Annotated in this window: 6 protein-coding genes, 1 tRNA gene and 1 rRNA gene; 1 reads left to right on the top strand and 7 read right to left on the bottom strand. The window is 69.4% G+C overall.

The window, feature by feature from the left end; translation table 11 throughout:
* From ACFYW9_RS15325 to ACFYW9_RS15310, 4 genes are all read right to left on the bottom strand, one after another.
* A complete protein-coding gene (locus tag ACFYW9_RS15325) occupies nt 1-858 on the bottom strand; it encodes a RodZ domain-containing protein (RefSeq protein ID WP_328671875.1) in 858 nt (285 codons plus the stop codon).
* Between the two features lie 371 nt (nt 859-1,229).
* Nucleotides 1,230-3,983 (bottom strand): DNA translocase FtsK, encoded by a 2,754-nt coding sequence (locus tag ACFYW9_RS15320; RefSeq protein ID WP_389149667.1) that lies wholly within the window; start codon nt 3,981-3,983, stop codon nt 1,230-1,232.
* Nucleotides 3,984-4,156: 173 nt separating this feature from the next.
* On the bottom strand, nt 4,157-4,840 hold the full coding sequence (locus ACFYW9_RS15315; protein ID WP_151468805.1) for a two-component system response regulator: 684 nt from the start codon (nt 4,838-4,840) through the stop codon (nt 4,157-4,159).
* 332 nt (nt 4,841-5,172) lie between these two features.
* Complete coding sequence (locus tag ACFYW9_RS15310) at nt 5,173-10,653, bottom strand: HAMP domain-containing protein (protein WP_389149663.1); 5,481 nt, start codon at nt 10,651-10,653, stop codon at nt 5,173-5,175.
* A gap of 400 nt (nt 10,654-11,053) precedes the next feature.
* On the opposite strand from ACFYW9_RS15310, the gene ACFYW9_RS15305 reads away from it, so the two are divergent.
* Complete coding sequence (locus ACFYW9_RS15305) at nt 11,054-13,801, top strand: SpoIIE family protein phosphatase (RefSeq protein ID WP_389149660.1); 2,748 nt, start codon at nt 11,054-11,056, stop codon at nt 13,799-13,801.
* A gap of 115 nt (nt 13,802-13,916) precedes the next feature.
* Here the strand turns inward: ACFYW9_RS15305 and ACFYW9_RS15300 are convergent.
* The 3 genes from ACFYW9_RS15300 to rrf all read right to left on the bottom strand — a co-directional run.
* Nucleotides 13,917-13,989, bottom strand: a tRNA-Thr gene (locus ACFYW9_RS15300).
* 83 nt (nt 13,990-14,072) lie between these two features.
* Nucleotides 14,073-14,735 carry a DegT/DnrJ/EryC1/StrS family aminotransferase gene (locus tag ACFYW9_RS15295; RefSeq protein WP_389150097.1) on the bottom strand — a complete coding sequence of 221 codons (663 nt, stop codon included), beginning with the start codon at nt 14,733-14,735 and terminating at the stop codon, nt 14,073-14,075.
* A 113-nt stretch (nt 14,736-14,848) separates the two neighbouring features.
* Nucleotides 14,849-14,936, bottom strand: a 5S ribosomal RNA gene (rrf, locus tag ACFYW9_RS15290); the annotation flags it as partial.

Genomic DNA, 14,936 nt, shown 5'->3' with positions numbered 1-14,936 from the left:
CTATCCGACCTGCGGGTCGCCCTTCGTGTACGTCAGACGCTCCACCGCGCCCGGCTGGAACTGATCCTCGATCTTCTTGCCGTTGACGAAGAGCTGGATGGCTCCGGCGTCGCCGAGGATGAGGTTGATCTTGGAACTGTCCTGGAAGGTCTTGGACTCGCCCTGCTTCAGCAGCCCGTCGAAGAGCATCCGCCCGTTGTGGTCCTTGGCGGAGATCCAGCTGCGTCCGTCCGCGGCGCTGACCTGGACGGTCACCTTGTCCTGCGGGGCGGCCGCGATGGCGCTGTCGGACGGTTCGGGCTTCGGGTCGGCCGGCTTGGTGGCGGTCGCGGACGGAGCGGCGGACTTCTTGGTGGTCGGCGTGGACCCCTCGGCGACCTGGGTCTTCGAGTCGTCGCCGTCGCCGCCGCCCTTGACCATGGTGAACCCGACGAAGCCGATCACCGCGACGATCGCGGCGACCATGGCGGCCGTCCAGTTCGGCCCGCGGCGCTCGGGGCGGATGCGTTCCGCCTCGAACAGCGGGGCGGCGGGCGTCGGCGCGGGACGTCCGCCGTGTTCGGCGTCGTACTGCGCGAGCAGCGGAGCCGGGTCGAGCCGGACGGCGCGGGCCAGGGTCCGGATGTGCCCGCGCGCGTAGACGTCGCCGCCACAGGGAGCGAAGTCGTTCTGTTCGATGGCGTGGATGATCGTGATGCGGACGCGGGTGGCGTTGCTGACGTCGTCGACGGTCAGATGGGCCTCGATGCGTGCCTTCTGGAGGGCACGTCCGATCGAGAGCCGTTCGGCCGTAGGGTCGTCTTCGAACGGACGCTCGTCTTCGGGGGAGTTGCCGTCAGGTGAGTTGACGATGGACACGGGGGCGCCTTTCGAGCGTGTAGCCACCTGTGCTGGAGGTTCAGTCTAGGGGGGGTACGAAAGGGTGGGGCAACCGGGCGGTGGGACTTTGTACGCCATCAGAATGGCCGGTCATCCTGATATAGGGACATGGTGACGCCCCTTCGCACAACTTGACGTGCGACAAGGCGAAACGGTTGCTCACCGACTCCTTACGGGTGAGTCACATTCACATATCAGCCGGGTTCGGAACATGACGTTCCGCCATCCGCCCGACAGCGCGGCCGCTCCCTGAGCGACGGCCACGCGCTCACCGCGCCGTTGCCGGTTGTCCCGTCCCCCTCGCCGAGGGCTCCAGGCGGTGTCGTTCGGACCGGTCCGAACGACGCCGCCTAGGCTTCTGCTTCCCCGCGCATCACGGCCAACACCCCGTCCAGCTCGTCGGCCTTCACCAGGACGTCACGCGCCTTGGAACCCTCGCTGGGCCCGACGATCCCGCGCGACTCCATGAGGTCCATGAGACGGCCCGCCTTGGCGAAGCCGACGCGCAGCTTGCGCTGGAGCATCGAGGTGGACCCGAACTGCGTGGAGACGACCAGCTCGGCGGCCGCGCACAGCAGGTCGAGGTCGTCGCCGATGTCCTCGTCGATCTCCTTCTTCTGCTTGGTGCCCACGGTGACGTCGTCCCGGAAGACGGGCGCCATCTGATCCTTGCAGTGCTGCACGATCGCCGCGACCTCGTCCTCGGTGACGAAGGCGCCCTGCATACGCGTGGGCTTGTTGGCCCCCATCGGCAGGAAGAGTCCGTCGCCCTTGCCGATCAGCTTCTCGGCGCCGGGCTGGTCGAGGATGACCCGCGAGTCCGCGAGCGACGAGGTCGCGAAGGCCAGCCGGGAGGGCACGTTCGCCTTGATCAGACCGGTGACGACGTCGACGGAGGGCCGCTGCGTGGCGAGCACCAGATGGATGCCGGCCGCGCGCGCGAGCTGGGTGATGCGCACGATCGAGTCCTCGACGTCGCGCGGCGCGACCATCATCAGGTCGGCGAGCTCGTCGACGATCACCAGGAGATACGGGTACGGGGTCAGCTCCCGCTCACTGCCCTCGGGCAGCTTGACCTTGCCGTTCCTGATGGCCTCGTTGAAGTCGTCGATGTGCCGGAACCCGAACGCCGCGAGGTCGTCGTAGCGCAGGTCCATCTCCCGCACGACCCACTGCAGCGCCTCGGCGGCCCGTTTCGGGTTGGTGATGATCGGCGTGATCAGGTGCGGGATGCCCTCGTACGCGGTCAGCTCGACGCGCTTGGGGTCCACGAGGACCATCCGCACGTCCTCGGGGGTCGCCCGGACCATGACCGAGGTGATCAGGCAGTTGATGCAGGACGACTTGCCGGAACCGGTGGCTCCGGCGACGAGGACGTGCGGCATCTTCGCCAGGTTGGCCATCACGTAGCCGCCCTCGACGTCCTTGCCGAGCGCGACCAGCATCGGATGGTCGTCCTCCGCCGCGTCCGCGAGGCGCAGCACGTCACCGAGGTTGACCATCTCGCGGTCGGTGTTGGGGATCTCGATGCCGACCGCGGACTTGCCGGGGATCGGACTGATGATCCGCACGTCGGGGCTGGCGACCGCGTACGCGATGTTCTTGGTCAGCGCGGTGATCCGCTCGACCTTCACGGCGGGGCCGAGCGTGACCTCGTAGCGCGTGACCGTCGGTCCGCGGGTGAAGCCCGTGACGTCGGCGTCCACCTTGAACTCGGCGAAGACCTGACGCAGGGAGTCGACGACCGCGTCGTTGGCGGCGCTGCGGGTCTTGCCGGGGCCGCCGCGCTCCAGGAGGTCCAGGGAGGGCAGCGCGTAGGTGATGTCCCCGGAGAGCTGGAGCTGTTCCGCGCGCGGGGGCAGCTCGCGCGGGGCGTCGGGCGCGGCCTTGGTGAGGTCGGGCACGACGGACTCGACCGGCAGGGCCTCCTGCCTGGGCCGCTTGGCGCCCGGGACGGCCTTGGCGCGGGCGGCGGGCACCGGTGTCGTCTCCTCGTACCCGTCGCGCTCCACGCTGACGCCCTGCGTCAGATCGGCGACCAGGGGCGAGGGCGGCATCCCGTGCAGCACGGCACCGTCCAGCGCCGCGGCGGCGGCCGCCGCGACGTCCACGGCGTCCATCGGCCGGTTCATGTCGGGCTGCTGCGCGCCGGGCCGCCGGGGGCGGCTCCGGCGCCTGGTGAGCGCCCCCTGCTCGGCACTGTCGGGGTCGTACGGCTCGGGGGCGCGCGAGCGCCCGCCGGAGCGCCCCGCGATCCCCTCACGCCACTGCTCGTCGTAGCGCTCCTCGTCCTCGCGGAACGCGTCCTCGTCGAAGTCGGCCTGGACGATGCCGAGCTTCTGGCCGAGCAGCCGCAGCCGCTGCGGAATCGCGTTGACCGGGGTCGCCGTGACGACCAGCAGCCCGAAGATCGTGAGCAGCGCCAGGAGCGGTACGGCCAGGACGTCACCCATCGTGTACGTCAGCGGGGTGGCCGACCCCCAGCCGATGAGCCCGCCGGCGTCCCTTATCGCCTGCATCCCGTCGCTGCGCGCCGGCGAACCGCACGCGATGTGCACCTGTCCGAGCACACCGATCGCGAGCGCCGACAGACCGATCACGATCCGGCCGTTCGCGTCGGGCTGCTCGGGGTGCCGGATGAGCCGCGCCGCGATCACGGCGAGAAGTATCGGGACGAGGAGGTCGAGACGGCCGAAGGCCCCGGTGACGAGCACCTCGACGAGATCGCCGACGGGACCGCGCAGATTGGACCACGTACCCGCCGCGACGATCAGCGCGAGACCGATCAGCAGGAGCGCGAGCCCGTCCTTGCGGTGCGCCGGGTCGAGCCCCTTGGCACCGCGCCCTATCCCGCGGAAGCCGGCTCCGACGGCATGGGCGGTACCCAGCCACAGGGCGCGTACGAGTCGGTACACGCCCGCGGTCGGGTTGGGCGCCGGCGGGGGGACGGGCTTCTTCGCGGCGGCCCTCTTGGCGGGCGCCTTACCGGCGGCCGCCTTCTTCACGGGAGCTTTTTTCGCCGGGGCCTTCTTCGCCGGAGCCTTCGTCGGAGCGGCCGCCTTCTTCGCGGGCGGCTTCTTGGCTGCGGACTGACGTGAGGCCATGTGTGTGAGGTTACCGGTGGAGATGACGGCGACACGTGTGCCTCCCCCAAGTTCTCGACTTCGCTCGAACAGGGGGGACGCTGAGCTTCACCCGATCGTGTCACCCTCGCCAGAAACGGAACTGACGCTTCCTCAAGGTCTGGCGGGATCGTCCGGACATGCCCGTACGGGCTTCAGCCCTGCGACGGCACCGAGGGTGCCCCGCTCCCCGTGCCCGGCTCCAGAGCGTCCAGCGCCCTGCGCAGCCCGGTGAGTTTGCGTTCGAGATGAGCCGCGGTCGCCACCGCCGCCGCGTCCGCGGAGTCGTCGTCGAGCTGCTTGGACAGCGCCTCGGCCTGCTCCTCGACGGCCGCGAGGCGCGCGGAGAGTTCGGCGAGGAGTCCGGCGGGCTCCTTGGCCTCACCGAGCGCCGCCTTGCCGCCGCCCTCGAGCTGGAGCCGCAACAGGGCCGCCTGCTCGCGGAGTTGGCAGTTCTTCATGTAGAGCTCGACGAACACCGAGACCTTCGCGCGCAGCACCCACGGGTCGAAGGGCTTGGAGATGTAGTCCACCGCGCCCGCCGCGTACCCCCGGAAGGTGTGGTGGGGGCCGTGGTTGATGGCGGTGAGGAAGATGATCGGGATGTCCCGGGTCCGCTCCCGCCGCTTGATGTGCGCGGCGGTCTCGAACCCGTCCATGCCGGGCATCTGAACGTCCAGCAGAATGACCGCGAAGTCGTCCGTGAGCAGCGCTTTGAGCGCTTCCTCCCCGGACGATGCCCGTACCAGTGTCTGATCGAGCGCGGAGAGGATCGCCTCCAGCGCCAACAGATTCTCCGGCCGGTCATCGACCAGGAGGATCTTGGCCTTCTGCACCATGGCCCGTCCTCCTCGCCCCGGCATGGGGCCTCCCCTGTCCGCAGGACTTGGGGAAGCGCCGGGCGCCGCCCCTGGGGACGACTCCCTTGCGCCGCCCGTCCTTGTGCCGGTCATGCTAGCCGCACCCCGCCCGTCGCCACACCCTGTCACCGTGATGTCACTGTGCACGTAGCAGAAACGCGGCAGGGGACCAGAAGGTTCCCCGTATCCCGTGCTTCTACACGGCTTCCGCCACAGTCAGTCATCCGACGCCGGGCCGTCCGAACGGCCGTACCGCACGGTGTACCGATACCGGTCACACCGTGACGACCCGGGTCGCTCCCCCGAGTGTGTCACCCCTGGCGCATCCACTGGGCCATCACCGACAGCAGGTGATCGGGATCGACCGGCTTGGTCACGTAGTCGGAGGCGCCCGACTCGATCGCCTTCTCCCGGTCGCCCTTCATGGCCTTCGCCGTCAGCGCGATGATCGGCAGCCCCGCGAACTGCGGCATCCGCCGGACCGCCGTGGTCGTGGCGTAGCCGTCCATCTCGGGCATCATGATGTCCATCAGAACGACCGTCACATCGTCGTGCTGCTCCAGGACCTCGATGCCCTCACGGCCGTTCTCCGCGTACAGCACCGAAAGTCCGTGCTGCTCGAGGACGCTGGTCAGCGCGAAGACATTGCGGATGTCGTCGTCGACGATCAGCACCTTCTCGCCCTCGAAGCGAATGCCCCGGCCCTGCTGCTGCCCCGCGGCCCCCCACGGCTCCTGAGCCGCGCCCGCGGCACCGTCCGGCTGCCCCGGCATGTCCGCGCGCTGCTCGGCCGTGGGCAGCGCCCTGCGACGCCTCCTGAACAGCGCGGCGGGCCCGTTCTGCGCGTCCTGGTACGACTTCACCTCGGCCGGCATCCCGATGCTGTGCAGTTCGCCCTCCGAGGCCAGCAGCTCCCCCGCCTCCAGCGCCGGCGCGAGCTGCCCGTAACCCTGCGGCGGCAGTTCGCTCGGGTGCAGCGGCAGGTACAGCGTGAAGGTGGAACCGCGCCCCGGCTCGCTCTGGGCGTGGATCTCGCCGCCCAGCAGCCGCGCGATCTCCCGCGAGATGGACAGCCCCAGCCCCGTACCCCCGTACTTGCGGCTCGTCGTGCCGTCCGCCTGCTTGAAGGCCTCGAAGATCACCCGCATCTTGCTCGCCGCGATCCCGATACCGGTGTCGGTCACGGAGAACGCGATGAGGTCGGCGTCCGCGTCCCGCAGCGACCCCGACTCCAGCAGCTGTTCCCTGATGGCCACCGGCACGTCCGCCCCGGCGGGCCGGATCACCAGCTCGACCGCTCCGGAATCGGTGAACTTCACCGCGTTGGAGAGCAGGTTGCGCAGCACCTGGAGAAGACGCTGTTCGTCGGTGTGCAGGGTGGCGGGCAGCTCCGGCGAGACCCGTACGGAGAAGTCGAGCCCCTTCTCCGCGGTCAGCGGACGGAACGTCGCCTCCACGTAGTCGACGAGCTGGACGAGCGCGATACGGGTCGGCGACACGTCCATCTTGCCCGCCTCGACCTTCGACAGGTCGAGGATGTCGTTGATGAGCTGGAGCAGGTCGGAGCCCGCGCCGTGGATCGTCTCGGCGAACTCGACCTGCTTCGGCGTGAGGTTCGTGTCCGCGTTGTCGGCGAGCAGCTTGGCCAGGATCAGCAGCGAGTTGAGCGGTGTCCGCAGCTCGTGCGACATGTTCGCCAGGAACTCGCTCTTGTAGCGCATGGAGACCGCGAGTTGCTCGGCGCGCTCCTCCAGGACCTGGCGCGCCTCCTCGATCTCGGTGTTCTTGACCTCGATGTCGCGGTTCTGCTGGGCCAGCAGCTCGGCCTTGTCCTCCAGTTCCGCGTTCGAGTCCTGGAGCGCCTTCTGCCGGTTCTCCAACTCCGCCGACCGCTCCCGCAGCTGCTCGGTGAGCTCCTGCGACTGCCGCAGCAGCACCTCCGTCTTGGTGTTGACCGAGATCGTGTTGACGCTCGTCGCGATCATCTCCGCGATCTGGTTCAGGAAGTCCTTCTGGATCTGCGTGAACGGCGTGAACGACGCCAGCTCGATCACACCGAGCACGGTCCCCTCGAAGAGCACCGGAAGCACGATGACCTGGGCCGGAGGCGCCTCGCCGAGCCCGGAGGAGATCTTCAGATAGCCGCTCGGCGCGTTCTCCACCAGGATCGTGCGCTTCTCCTGCGCGGCCGTCCCGATCAGCGCCTCACCGGGCCGGAACGACGTCGGCATGGAGCCCATCGAGTAGCCGTACGACCCGAGCATGCGCAGCTCGTACGCCTCCTCGTCCTCGGTGCCCGCGTCCTTGCCGTCGACCAGCGGCATCGACAGGAAGAACGCGCCGTGCTGGGCCGAGACGACCGGCGTCAGCTCGCTCATGATCAGCGAGGCCACGTCGTCGAGATCGCGGCGGCCCTGCATCAGGGCGGAGATACGGGCGAGGTTGCCCTTCAGCCAGTCCTGCTCCTTGTTGGCGATGGTGGTGTCGCGCAGGTTGGCGATCATCTTGTTGATGTAGTCCTGGAGTTCCTGGATCTCGCCGGAGGCGTCCACGTCGATCTTCAGGTTCAGGTCGCCGCGGGTCACCGCGGTCGCCACGCGCGCGATGGCACGCACCTGCCGGGTCAGGTTCCCGGCCATCTCGTTCACCGACTCGGTGAGGTCGCGCCAGGTGCCGTCGACGTCACGGACGCGCGCCTGACCGCCCAACTGCCCCTCGGTGCCCACCTCCCGGGCGACTCGGGTGACCTCCTCCGCGAAGGACGACAGCTGGTCGACCATCGTGTTGATGGTGGTCTTGAGCTCCAGGATCTCGCCGCGCGCGTCGATGTCGATCTTCTTGGTGAGATCGCCCTTGGCGATGGCCGTGGTGACCATCGCGATGTTGCGCACCTGGCCGGTCAGGTTGGACGCCATCCCGTTCACCGACTCGGTGAGGTCCTTCCACGTCCCCGCGACTCCCGGGACGTGCGCCTGACCGCCGAGGATGCCGTCCGTACCCACTTCGCGGGCCACCTTGGTGACCTGTTCGGCGAACGAACTCAGCGTCTTCACCATGGTGTTGAAGGTGTCGGCGAGCTGCGCGACCTCGCCGCGCGCCTCGATCGTCACCGTCCGGGTCAGGTCGCCGTTGGCGACGGCCGCCGCCACCTGCGAGATGTTCCGCACCTGCATGGTCAGGTTGTAGGCCATCAGGTTGACGTTGTCGCTCAGGTCCTTCCAGATGCCCGTCACCCCGGGCACCCGCGCCTGACCGCCCAACTGGCCCTCCGTGCCCACCTCGCGGGCCACCCGGGTCACCTGCTCGGCGAACGACGACAGCTGGTCCACCATCGTGTTGACGGTGGTGACCAGTTCGAGGATCTCGCCCTTGGCGTCGACGGTGATCTTCTTGGACAGGTCTCCCATGGCGACCGCGGTCGTGACCTCGGCGATGTTGCGCACCTGGATGGTCAGGTTGTTCGCCATGAAGTTCACGGACTGGGTGAGGTCCTTCCAGGTGCCCGAGACACCCTGCACCTCGGCCTGCCCGCCGAGGATGCCCTCCGTACCCACCTCGCGGGCCACCCGCGTCACCTGCTCGGCGAAGTTCGAGAGCTGGTCCACCATCGTGTTGAGGGTGTTCTTCAGCTCCAGGATCTCGCCGCGCGCGTCCACGTCGATCTTCTGCGACAGGTCACCCCGGGCCACCGCGGTCGCGACCTGCGCGATGTTGCGCACCTGCGCGGTGAGGTTGCCGGCCATGCCGTTCACCGAGTCGGTCAGGTCACGCCACACACCGGCGACGCCGGGCACCTGCGCCTGACCGCCCAGCCGGCCCTCGGTACCCACGTCCCGGGCCACCCGCGTCACCTGGTCGGCGAACGCGGAGAGCTGGTCGACCATCGTGTTGATGGTGTTCTTCAGCTCCAGGATCTCGCCGCGCGCGTCCACGTCGATCTTCTGCGACAGGTCACCCCGGGCCACCGCCGTGGTCACCTGCGCGATCTGCCGTACCTGCGAAGTCAGGTTCCCCGCCATGAAGTTGACGGAGTCGGTGAGTTCCTTCCAGGTGCCGGACACGCCGTCCACCCGGGCCTGGCCGCCGAGCCGGCCCTCCGTACCCACGTCACGGGCCATCCGGGTCACCTGGTCGGCGAAGCTCGACAGCTGGTCCACCATGGTGTTCACGGTGACCTTCAGCTCCAGCATCTCGCCGGCGACCTCGACGGTCACCTTCTGCGACAGGTCACCGTTCGCGACCGCCGTCGTCACCTGCGCGATGTTGCGCACCTGGCCGGTCAGGTTCTGGAACGCCGTGTTGACGGAGTCCGTGAGGTCCTTCCAGGTGCCGGCCACTCCCGGAACCTGTGCCTGGCCGCCCAGTTCACCCTCGACACCGACCTCGCGGGCCACGCGCGTGACCTCGACACCGAACGACGACAGCTGGTCGACCATCGTGTTGACGGTGTTCTTCAGCTCCAGCATCTCGCCGGCGACCTGGACACTGACCTTCTGCGACAGATCGCCGTTGGCCACGGCGGTCGTCACGGCGGCGATGTCGCGCACCTGGGTCGTGAGGTTGCGGAAGACCGTGTTGACCGAGTCCGTGAGGTCCTTCCACGTTCCCGCCGCCCCCGGCACGTTCGCCTGACCGCCGAGCCGTCCCTCGCCACCGACCTCGTTGGCCACACGGGTGACCTCGTCGGCGAACGTCCGCAGCGTCTCGGTCATCTGGTTGATCGTCTCGGCGAGCTGCGCGACCTCACCCCGCGCGGAGACGGTCACCTTCTGCGACAGGTCACCGCTCGCGACCGCCGTGGTCACCTGGGCGATCCCGCGCACCTGGGCCGTCAGGTTGCCGGCCATGAGGTTCACCGAATCGGTGAGGTCCTTCCACACACCGGCCACACCGGGCACCTGCGCCTGGCCGCCCAGCTCACCCTCCGTACCCACCTCGCGCGCGACGCGGGTCACCTCGGAGGAGAAGGAGGACAGCTGGTCCACCATCGTGTTGACGGTGTTCTTCAGTTCCAGCATCTCGCCGGCCACGTGAACCGTGACCTTCCGCGACAGGTCACCCTTGGCGACCGCCGTCGTCACGAGAGCGATGTCACGCACCTGCGCGGTGAGCCGGTGCGCCATCGTGTTGACCGAGTCCGTGAGGTCCTTCCACGAACCGGACATACCGCGGACCCGGGCCTGCCCCCCGAGCTTGCCCTCGGTGCCCACCTCACTGGCCACCCGGGTGACCTCGTCGGTGAACGTCGAGAGCTGGTCCACCAGGTTGTTGACGGTCCGGCCGACCTTCAGGAACTCACCGCGCAGCGGATGCCCGTTCCCGTCCGCCGCCTGCGCCCGCAGGTCCATGCGCGGCGACAGATCGCCCTCCGCGACGGCGGACAGCACCCGGCCGACCTCGGAGACAGGCCGTACGAGATCGTCCACCAGCGCGTTCGAGGCGTCGATCGCGGCCGCCCAGGCCCCCTCGCCGGCGCCGGCCTCCAGCCGCTCCGTGAGCTTGCCCTCACGGCCCACCACACGGCGTACCCGCGACAGCTCGCCCGTCAGGTGCAGATTCCGGTCGGCGACCTCGTTGAAGACCGCCGAGATCTCGGACATCACGCCGTCACCGGAAACAGTGAGCCGCTTACGGAAGTTGCCGTCCCTCATCGCCACCAGGGCCGCCAGCAACCGGTTCAGGGCCGCCGTGTCCACCTCGGTGGTGCCGGTGCGCGGTGTGCGCCCGCTGTCCAGGGACTGTCCGCCTTTCGCGCGCGTCCTACCGCCCCGCGTCGCTGCGCCAGACTCCACTGTGTCCCTCCCGCAAGGGTCGACCAATACTGCTCGGCGTACTCGGGTACTTCTGTCGGGTACTTCTGTTCGTGGTCCGCGGGAGGCACGCGACCTGCCCGGACCTGTTCCTGGAGCCTGCCCAGTGTTTCACCCCGGCCGAACCAGGCCATAACAGTTCGGCAGCTTCGCACATCGTCCGCACACCCACGGGACAGTCCTCCGGCCCCGGCCGCAGGCAATCACACGCACCTGTCCGAACGGAAACAGCGCACTCTTCAAGACGGAAACACCCGCGACCGGCATCCGCGGGGCCCGCGAAGGTAAGTAACCTTGCAAGCGGCTGTCCAGCCGTGCCGGTCCCGTCCGGCCTGGGCGGTGGCACGAGTACGAGCGGGCAGGCATCGGAGGGCACCGCACCATGACCACCGGACTGCATCCTGGAGGGACACCCCAGGATCCCCGGCCGACAGGGAACCACGCTCTGCCCACGCAGGAGCGGGCCGGCCACGGAACCCCGCATGCCGACGACCGGACGAGGAGTTCTGTGATCACCGCGCGCGCGGCCGCCAGCTTCGAACCCGTGGGACGGTCCGTCGCGACCGCCCGCTCGTTCGTCCGGGACACCCTCCAGGGCTGGGGCTTCGCCGACATCGTCGACGACGCCGTCGTTCTGACCAGCGAGCTGGTCACCAATGCCGTTGTGCACGCGGGTACCTCCGCCGACGTCCTGTGCCTGCGCAGCGACGACGGCGTACGCATCGAGGTGGCGGACCGCTACCCGGAACGCGAGATCCCACTCCAGGCCACGGCCGTCAACATGGGCAGCCCCGACCGCGAGGGCGGCCGCGGCCTCCAGCTCTGCGCGGCCCTCGCCCGCCGCTGGGGCGTCGACTACACGCCCACCCACAAACAGGTCTGGTTCCAGCTCGACCTGCCCGAGCGCGCGGTCGGCACCCGGACCGCCGGCCCCCCGCTCCCCGCCGACCTCCTCCCCCTGGCCGACGGCCGCGTACGCGTGGCGGTCGTCCAGATCGACCGCACCGGCGCCATCAACGCCTGGAACGAGGACGCCGAGGAGCTCTTCGGGTACGCGGCCGACCAGGTCACCGGCAAACCGCTCACCGACCTCGCGGCCTGGCCGCACACCCCCGGCACCGGCACCGGCATCGTCGAAGCCCTCCAACTCTCGCGCTGGGAAGGCAGTTACGGCGTCCGCTGCGCCGACGGCCGCGTCACCCCGGTGTACGCCTCGCACCTGCGGGTCCGCGACACGACCGGCGAGCCCTCCACCGTCTGCCTCCTCGTACGCGACCACGAACGCGCCGTCCTGCAGACCCCGTTGCGCGGACCCGCCTCCGACTCGGGCGCCCACGCGGAGGGCCAGGCCACGGACCCGTTCGAGGTCTTCATCGGATCACCGGCCCCGGACGACCTCGACGGCCTCCTCCAGCGCACGGTGGAACGGGCCCGCGACATGCTGGACGGCGACTCCGCCTTCCTGCTCCTCGCGACCGACGACGAGACGGAGTTGGAGGTACGCGCCTCCACCGGCCTGCCCTCCGCGCGCCAGCGCTTCGCCCGCGTCCCCGTCGAGGCGGGCCCCGGCCGCTACGGCTCGGCCCGGATGCCCGCCGTCCACGAGGACCTCACCCTCGTCCCCGGCGCCGTACCGCTCCTCGGCGGCACCGGCATGCGCTCGGTCGTCACCGTTCCGCTGAAGGTCGAGGGCCGCCTCACCGGCTCCCTCGGCGTCGCGGCCGAATCACCCGGCCGCTACTCCAACGAGGAGGCCCTGCGCCTCCAGTTCGCCGCCGACCGCATCGCCCTGGCGGTGGAATCGGCCCGCCTCGGCGAGCTGGAACGTCTGCGCCGCGGCTCGCTGTCCTTCCTCGTCGAGGCCTCCGACCTGCTCGCCGGCACCCTGGACCGCGACCAGACGCTCGCGCTCATGGCGCAGATGACGGTCCCGACCCTGGCCACCTGGTGCGCCGTGTACACGATCGCCGACCAGGCTTCCGAGCCCTACCTCTCGTACGTCCTGCACGAGGACGAGGAACTCATCGACGGCCTCAAGGCGTTGCTCTCGAAGATCGCCCCGCCGGACCCGGTGCCCACCCCGGGTGCCCGTGTCTGGTCGGCTCCCGCCGCGGCCGCTCACGACGCCGCCCTGCGGACCTCGATGCGCAGCCTGGGACTCGGCGGGCAGACGTCGATGAGCTCCAGCATCGGCCCGACCCTGGCGACGGCCGCCGCTGTCGGCGGGGAGACCGTCGTCCTTCCCCTGGTCGCCCGCAACCGTGTCATCGGCATGCTGACCCTCGGCAAGCCGTCGGACGAGCATTTCCGCCAGGAGATCCTGGAGTTGGCCGAGGACCTCTCCCGGCGAGCGGCTCTCGCACTGGACAACGCCCGCCTGTACTCGGAGCGCACGGCGATCAGCCAGTCCCTCCAGCGCAGCCTGCTGCCCCCGGAACTCCCCCAGATCGACGGCGTCGAGGTCGAGGTCATCTACCGTGCGGCCGGAGAGGGCAACGAAGTCGGCGGCGACTTCTACGACCTCTTCCCGATCCGTGACGGCGCGTACGGCTTCGCCATCGGCGACGTCTGCGGTACGGGCCCGGAGGCGGCGGCGGTCACGGGCCTGGCCCGGCACGCACTGCGCCTGCTGGCCCGCGAGGGCTACGGCGGCCCCGCGGTCCTGGAGCGGCTGAACTCCGCCATCCTCGACGAGGGCGCCCGCAGCCGCTTCCTGACGCTCCTCTACGGCGAGTTGTGGCCCCAGGAGGACGGCAGCGCCGTCCTGAAGGTCGTCTGCGCCGGCCATCCGCTCCCGTTGCGTCTGCGCCAGGACGGAACGGTCGAGCCGGCCGCCGAACCGCAGCCGCTCCTCGGTGTCATGGAGGACCTGGAACTGTACGAGCAGACGGTCACGCTCGATCCGGGCGATGTCCTGCTGTGCGTGACGGACGGGGTCACGGAGCGGCGCGAGGGCACTCGTATGCTCGGCGACGACGGTCTCGCGGATGTCCTCACCACGTGCACGGGGCTGACGGCCGGCGCTGTCGCCGCGCGCATCATGCGCGCGGTCGAACGCTTCGCCTCCGACGCCCCGTCGGACGACATGGCGATTCTGGCGATGCGCGTCCCTGGCCTCCACACGGACTGAGAACCGCGGGACCGACGCTCCCGGGACTCGGGTCCCGGGAGCCGGCGTCCGTCGGATCGGAACACGGGAAATACGAAAGGCCCCCGCCCACAAGGGCGGAGGCCTTTTCTGCTTGAGCCCCCCAACGGAATCGAACCGTTGACCTTCTCCTTACCATGGAGACGCTCTGCCGACTGAGCTAGGGGGGCCTGTCGCTTTTGAGGTTTCCCTCGCGGCAACAAGAGAGATCATACCCTGAATTGGACCGTGTTCCCAACCAGTCCGGCCCTGATCAGAAGGCCGGTTGCAGCAGTCCGCCGAGCGCGTTGCACGCGGAGACGATCCGCTGCATCTCCCGCTTCGTCAACGTCCCGTCCACAGGAAGCGAGAGGGTCTCGTCGGCGGCCCGCTCGGTCTCGGGAAGATGTACGTCCCGGCGGAACGCGGGCAGGCGGTGCACCGGAGTCTTCACCGGCACCCTGCACTCGACTCCCCTGGCCCGTACGGCCGCTGCGAAGGCATCACGGTCCGGACGCCCGTTGCCGGGTACCCGCACCACGTACTGCTGGTAGGTGTGTCCGTCGCCGCTGACCGGCGTACGGACGCCCCTCAGCCGGCCGTCGAGGTAGGCGGCCCGCTCCCTGCGTTGCGCGATCTCGTCGTACGGCGCCTCGGACTCGCCCTGTTCCAGCACCAGCACCTCGTGCCGCTGCCCCAGCTCCCGCAGCCGCGCCAGGTCGGCGGTCCGCCCGAAGCGGTGCACGACGACGAGCGCCGCCGTCTGCGGGGTTATGACGGCTTCCACCGCGTCGGGGTCGAGGCAGTACGTCACGGGGTCTATGTCGGCGAAGACGACGGTGGCGCCGGCCTCGGTGACGGCGTCGGCGACCTCGACGTTCCCGAAGGCCGGAACGACGACCTCGTCACCGGCTCCGACGCCCGCGGCTGTGAGCATTGCAGCAGTACTCATGATGGGGATATTGGTCGCGCAACGTGAACTTCAAGTGACGCAAAACAAAAAAGAGCTGGTCCCCGAACCGAAGTTCGGGAACCAGCTCTCTAAAATTTGTTCGGCGGCGTCCTACTCTCCCACAGGGTCCCCCCTGCAGTACCATCGGCGCTGTGAGGCTTAGCTTCCGGGTTCGGAATGTAACCG

The organism is Streptomyces sp. NPDC002698 (assembly GCF_042888945.1).
Lineage (GTDB): Bacteria > Actinomycetota > Actinomycetes > Streptomycetales > Streptomycetaceae > Streptomyces.
This window is presented reverse-complemented; position numbering and strand designations above follow the sequence as displayed.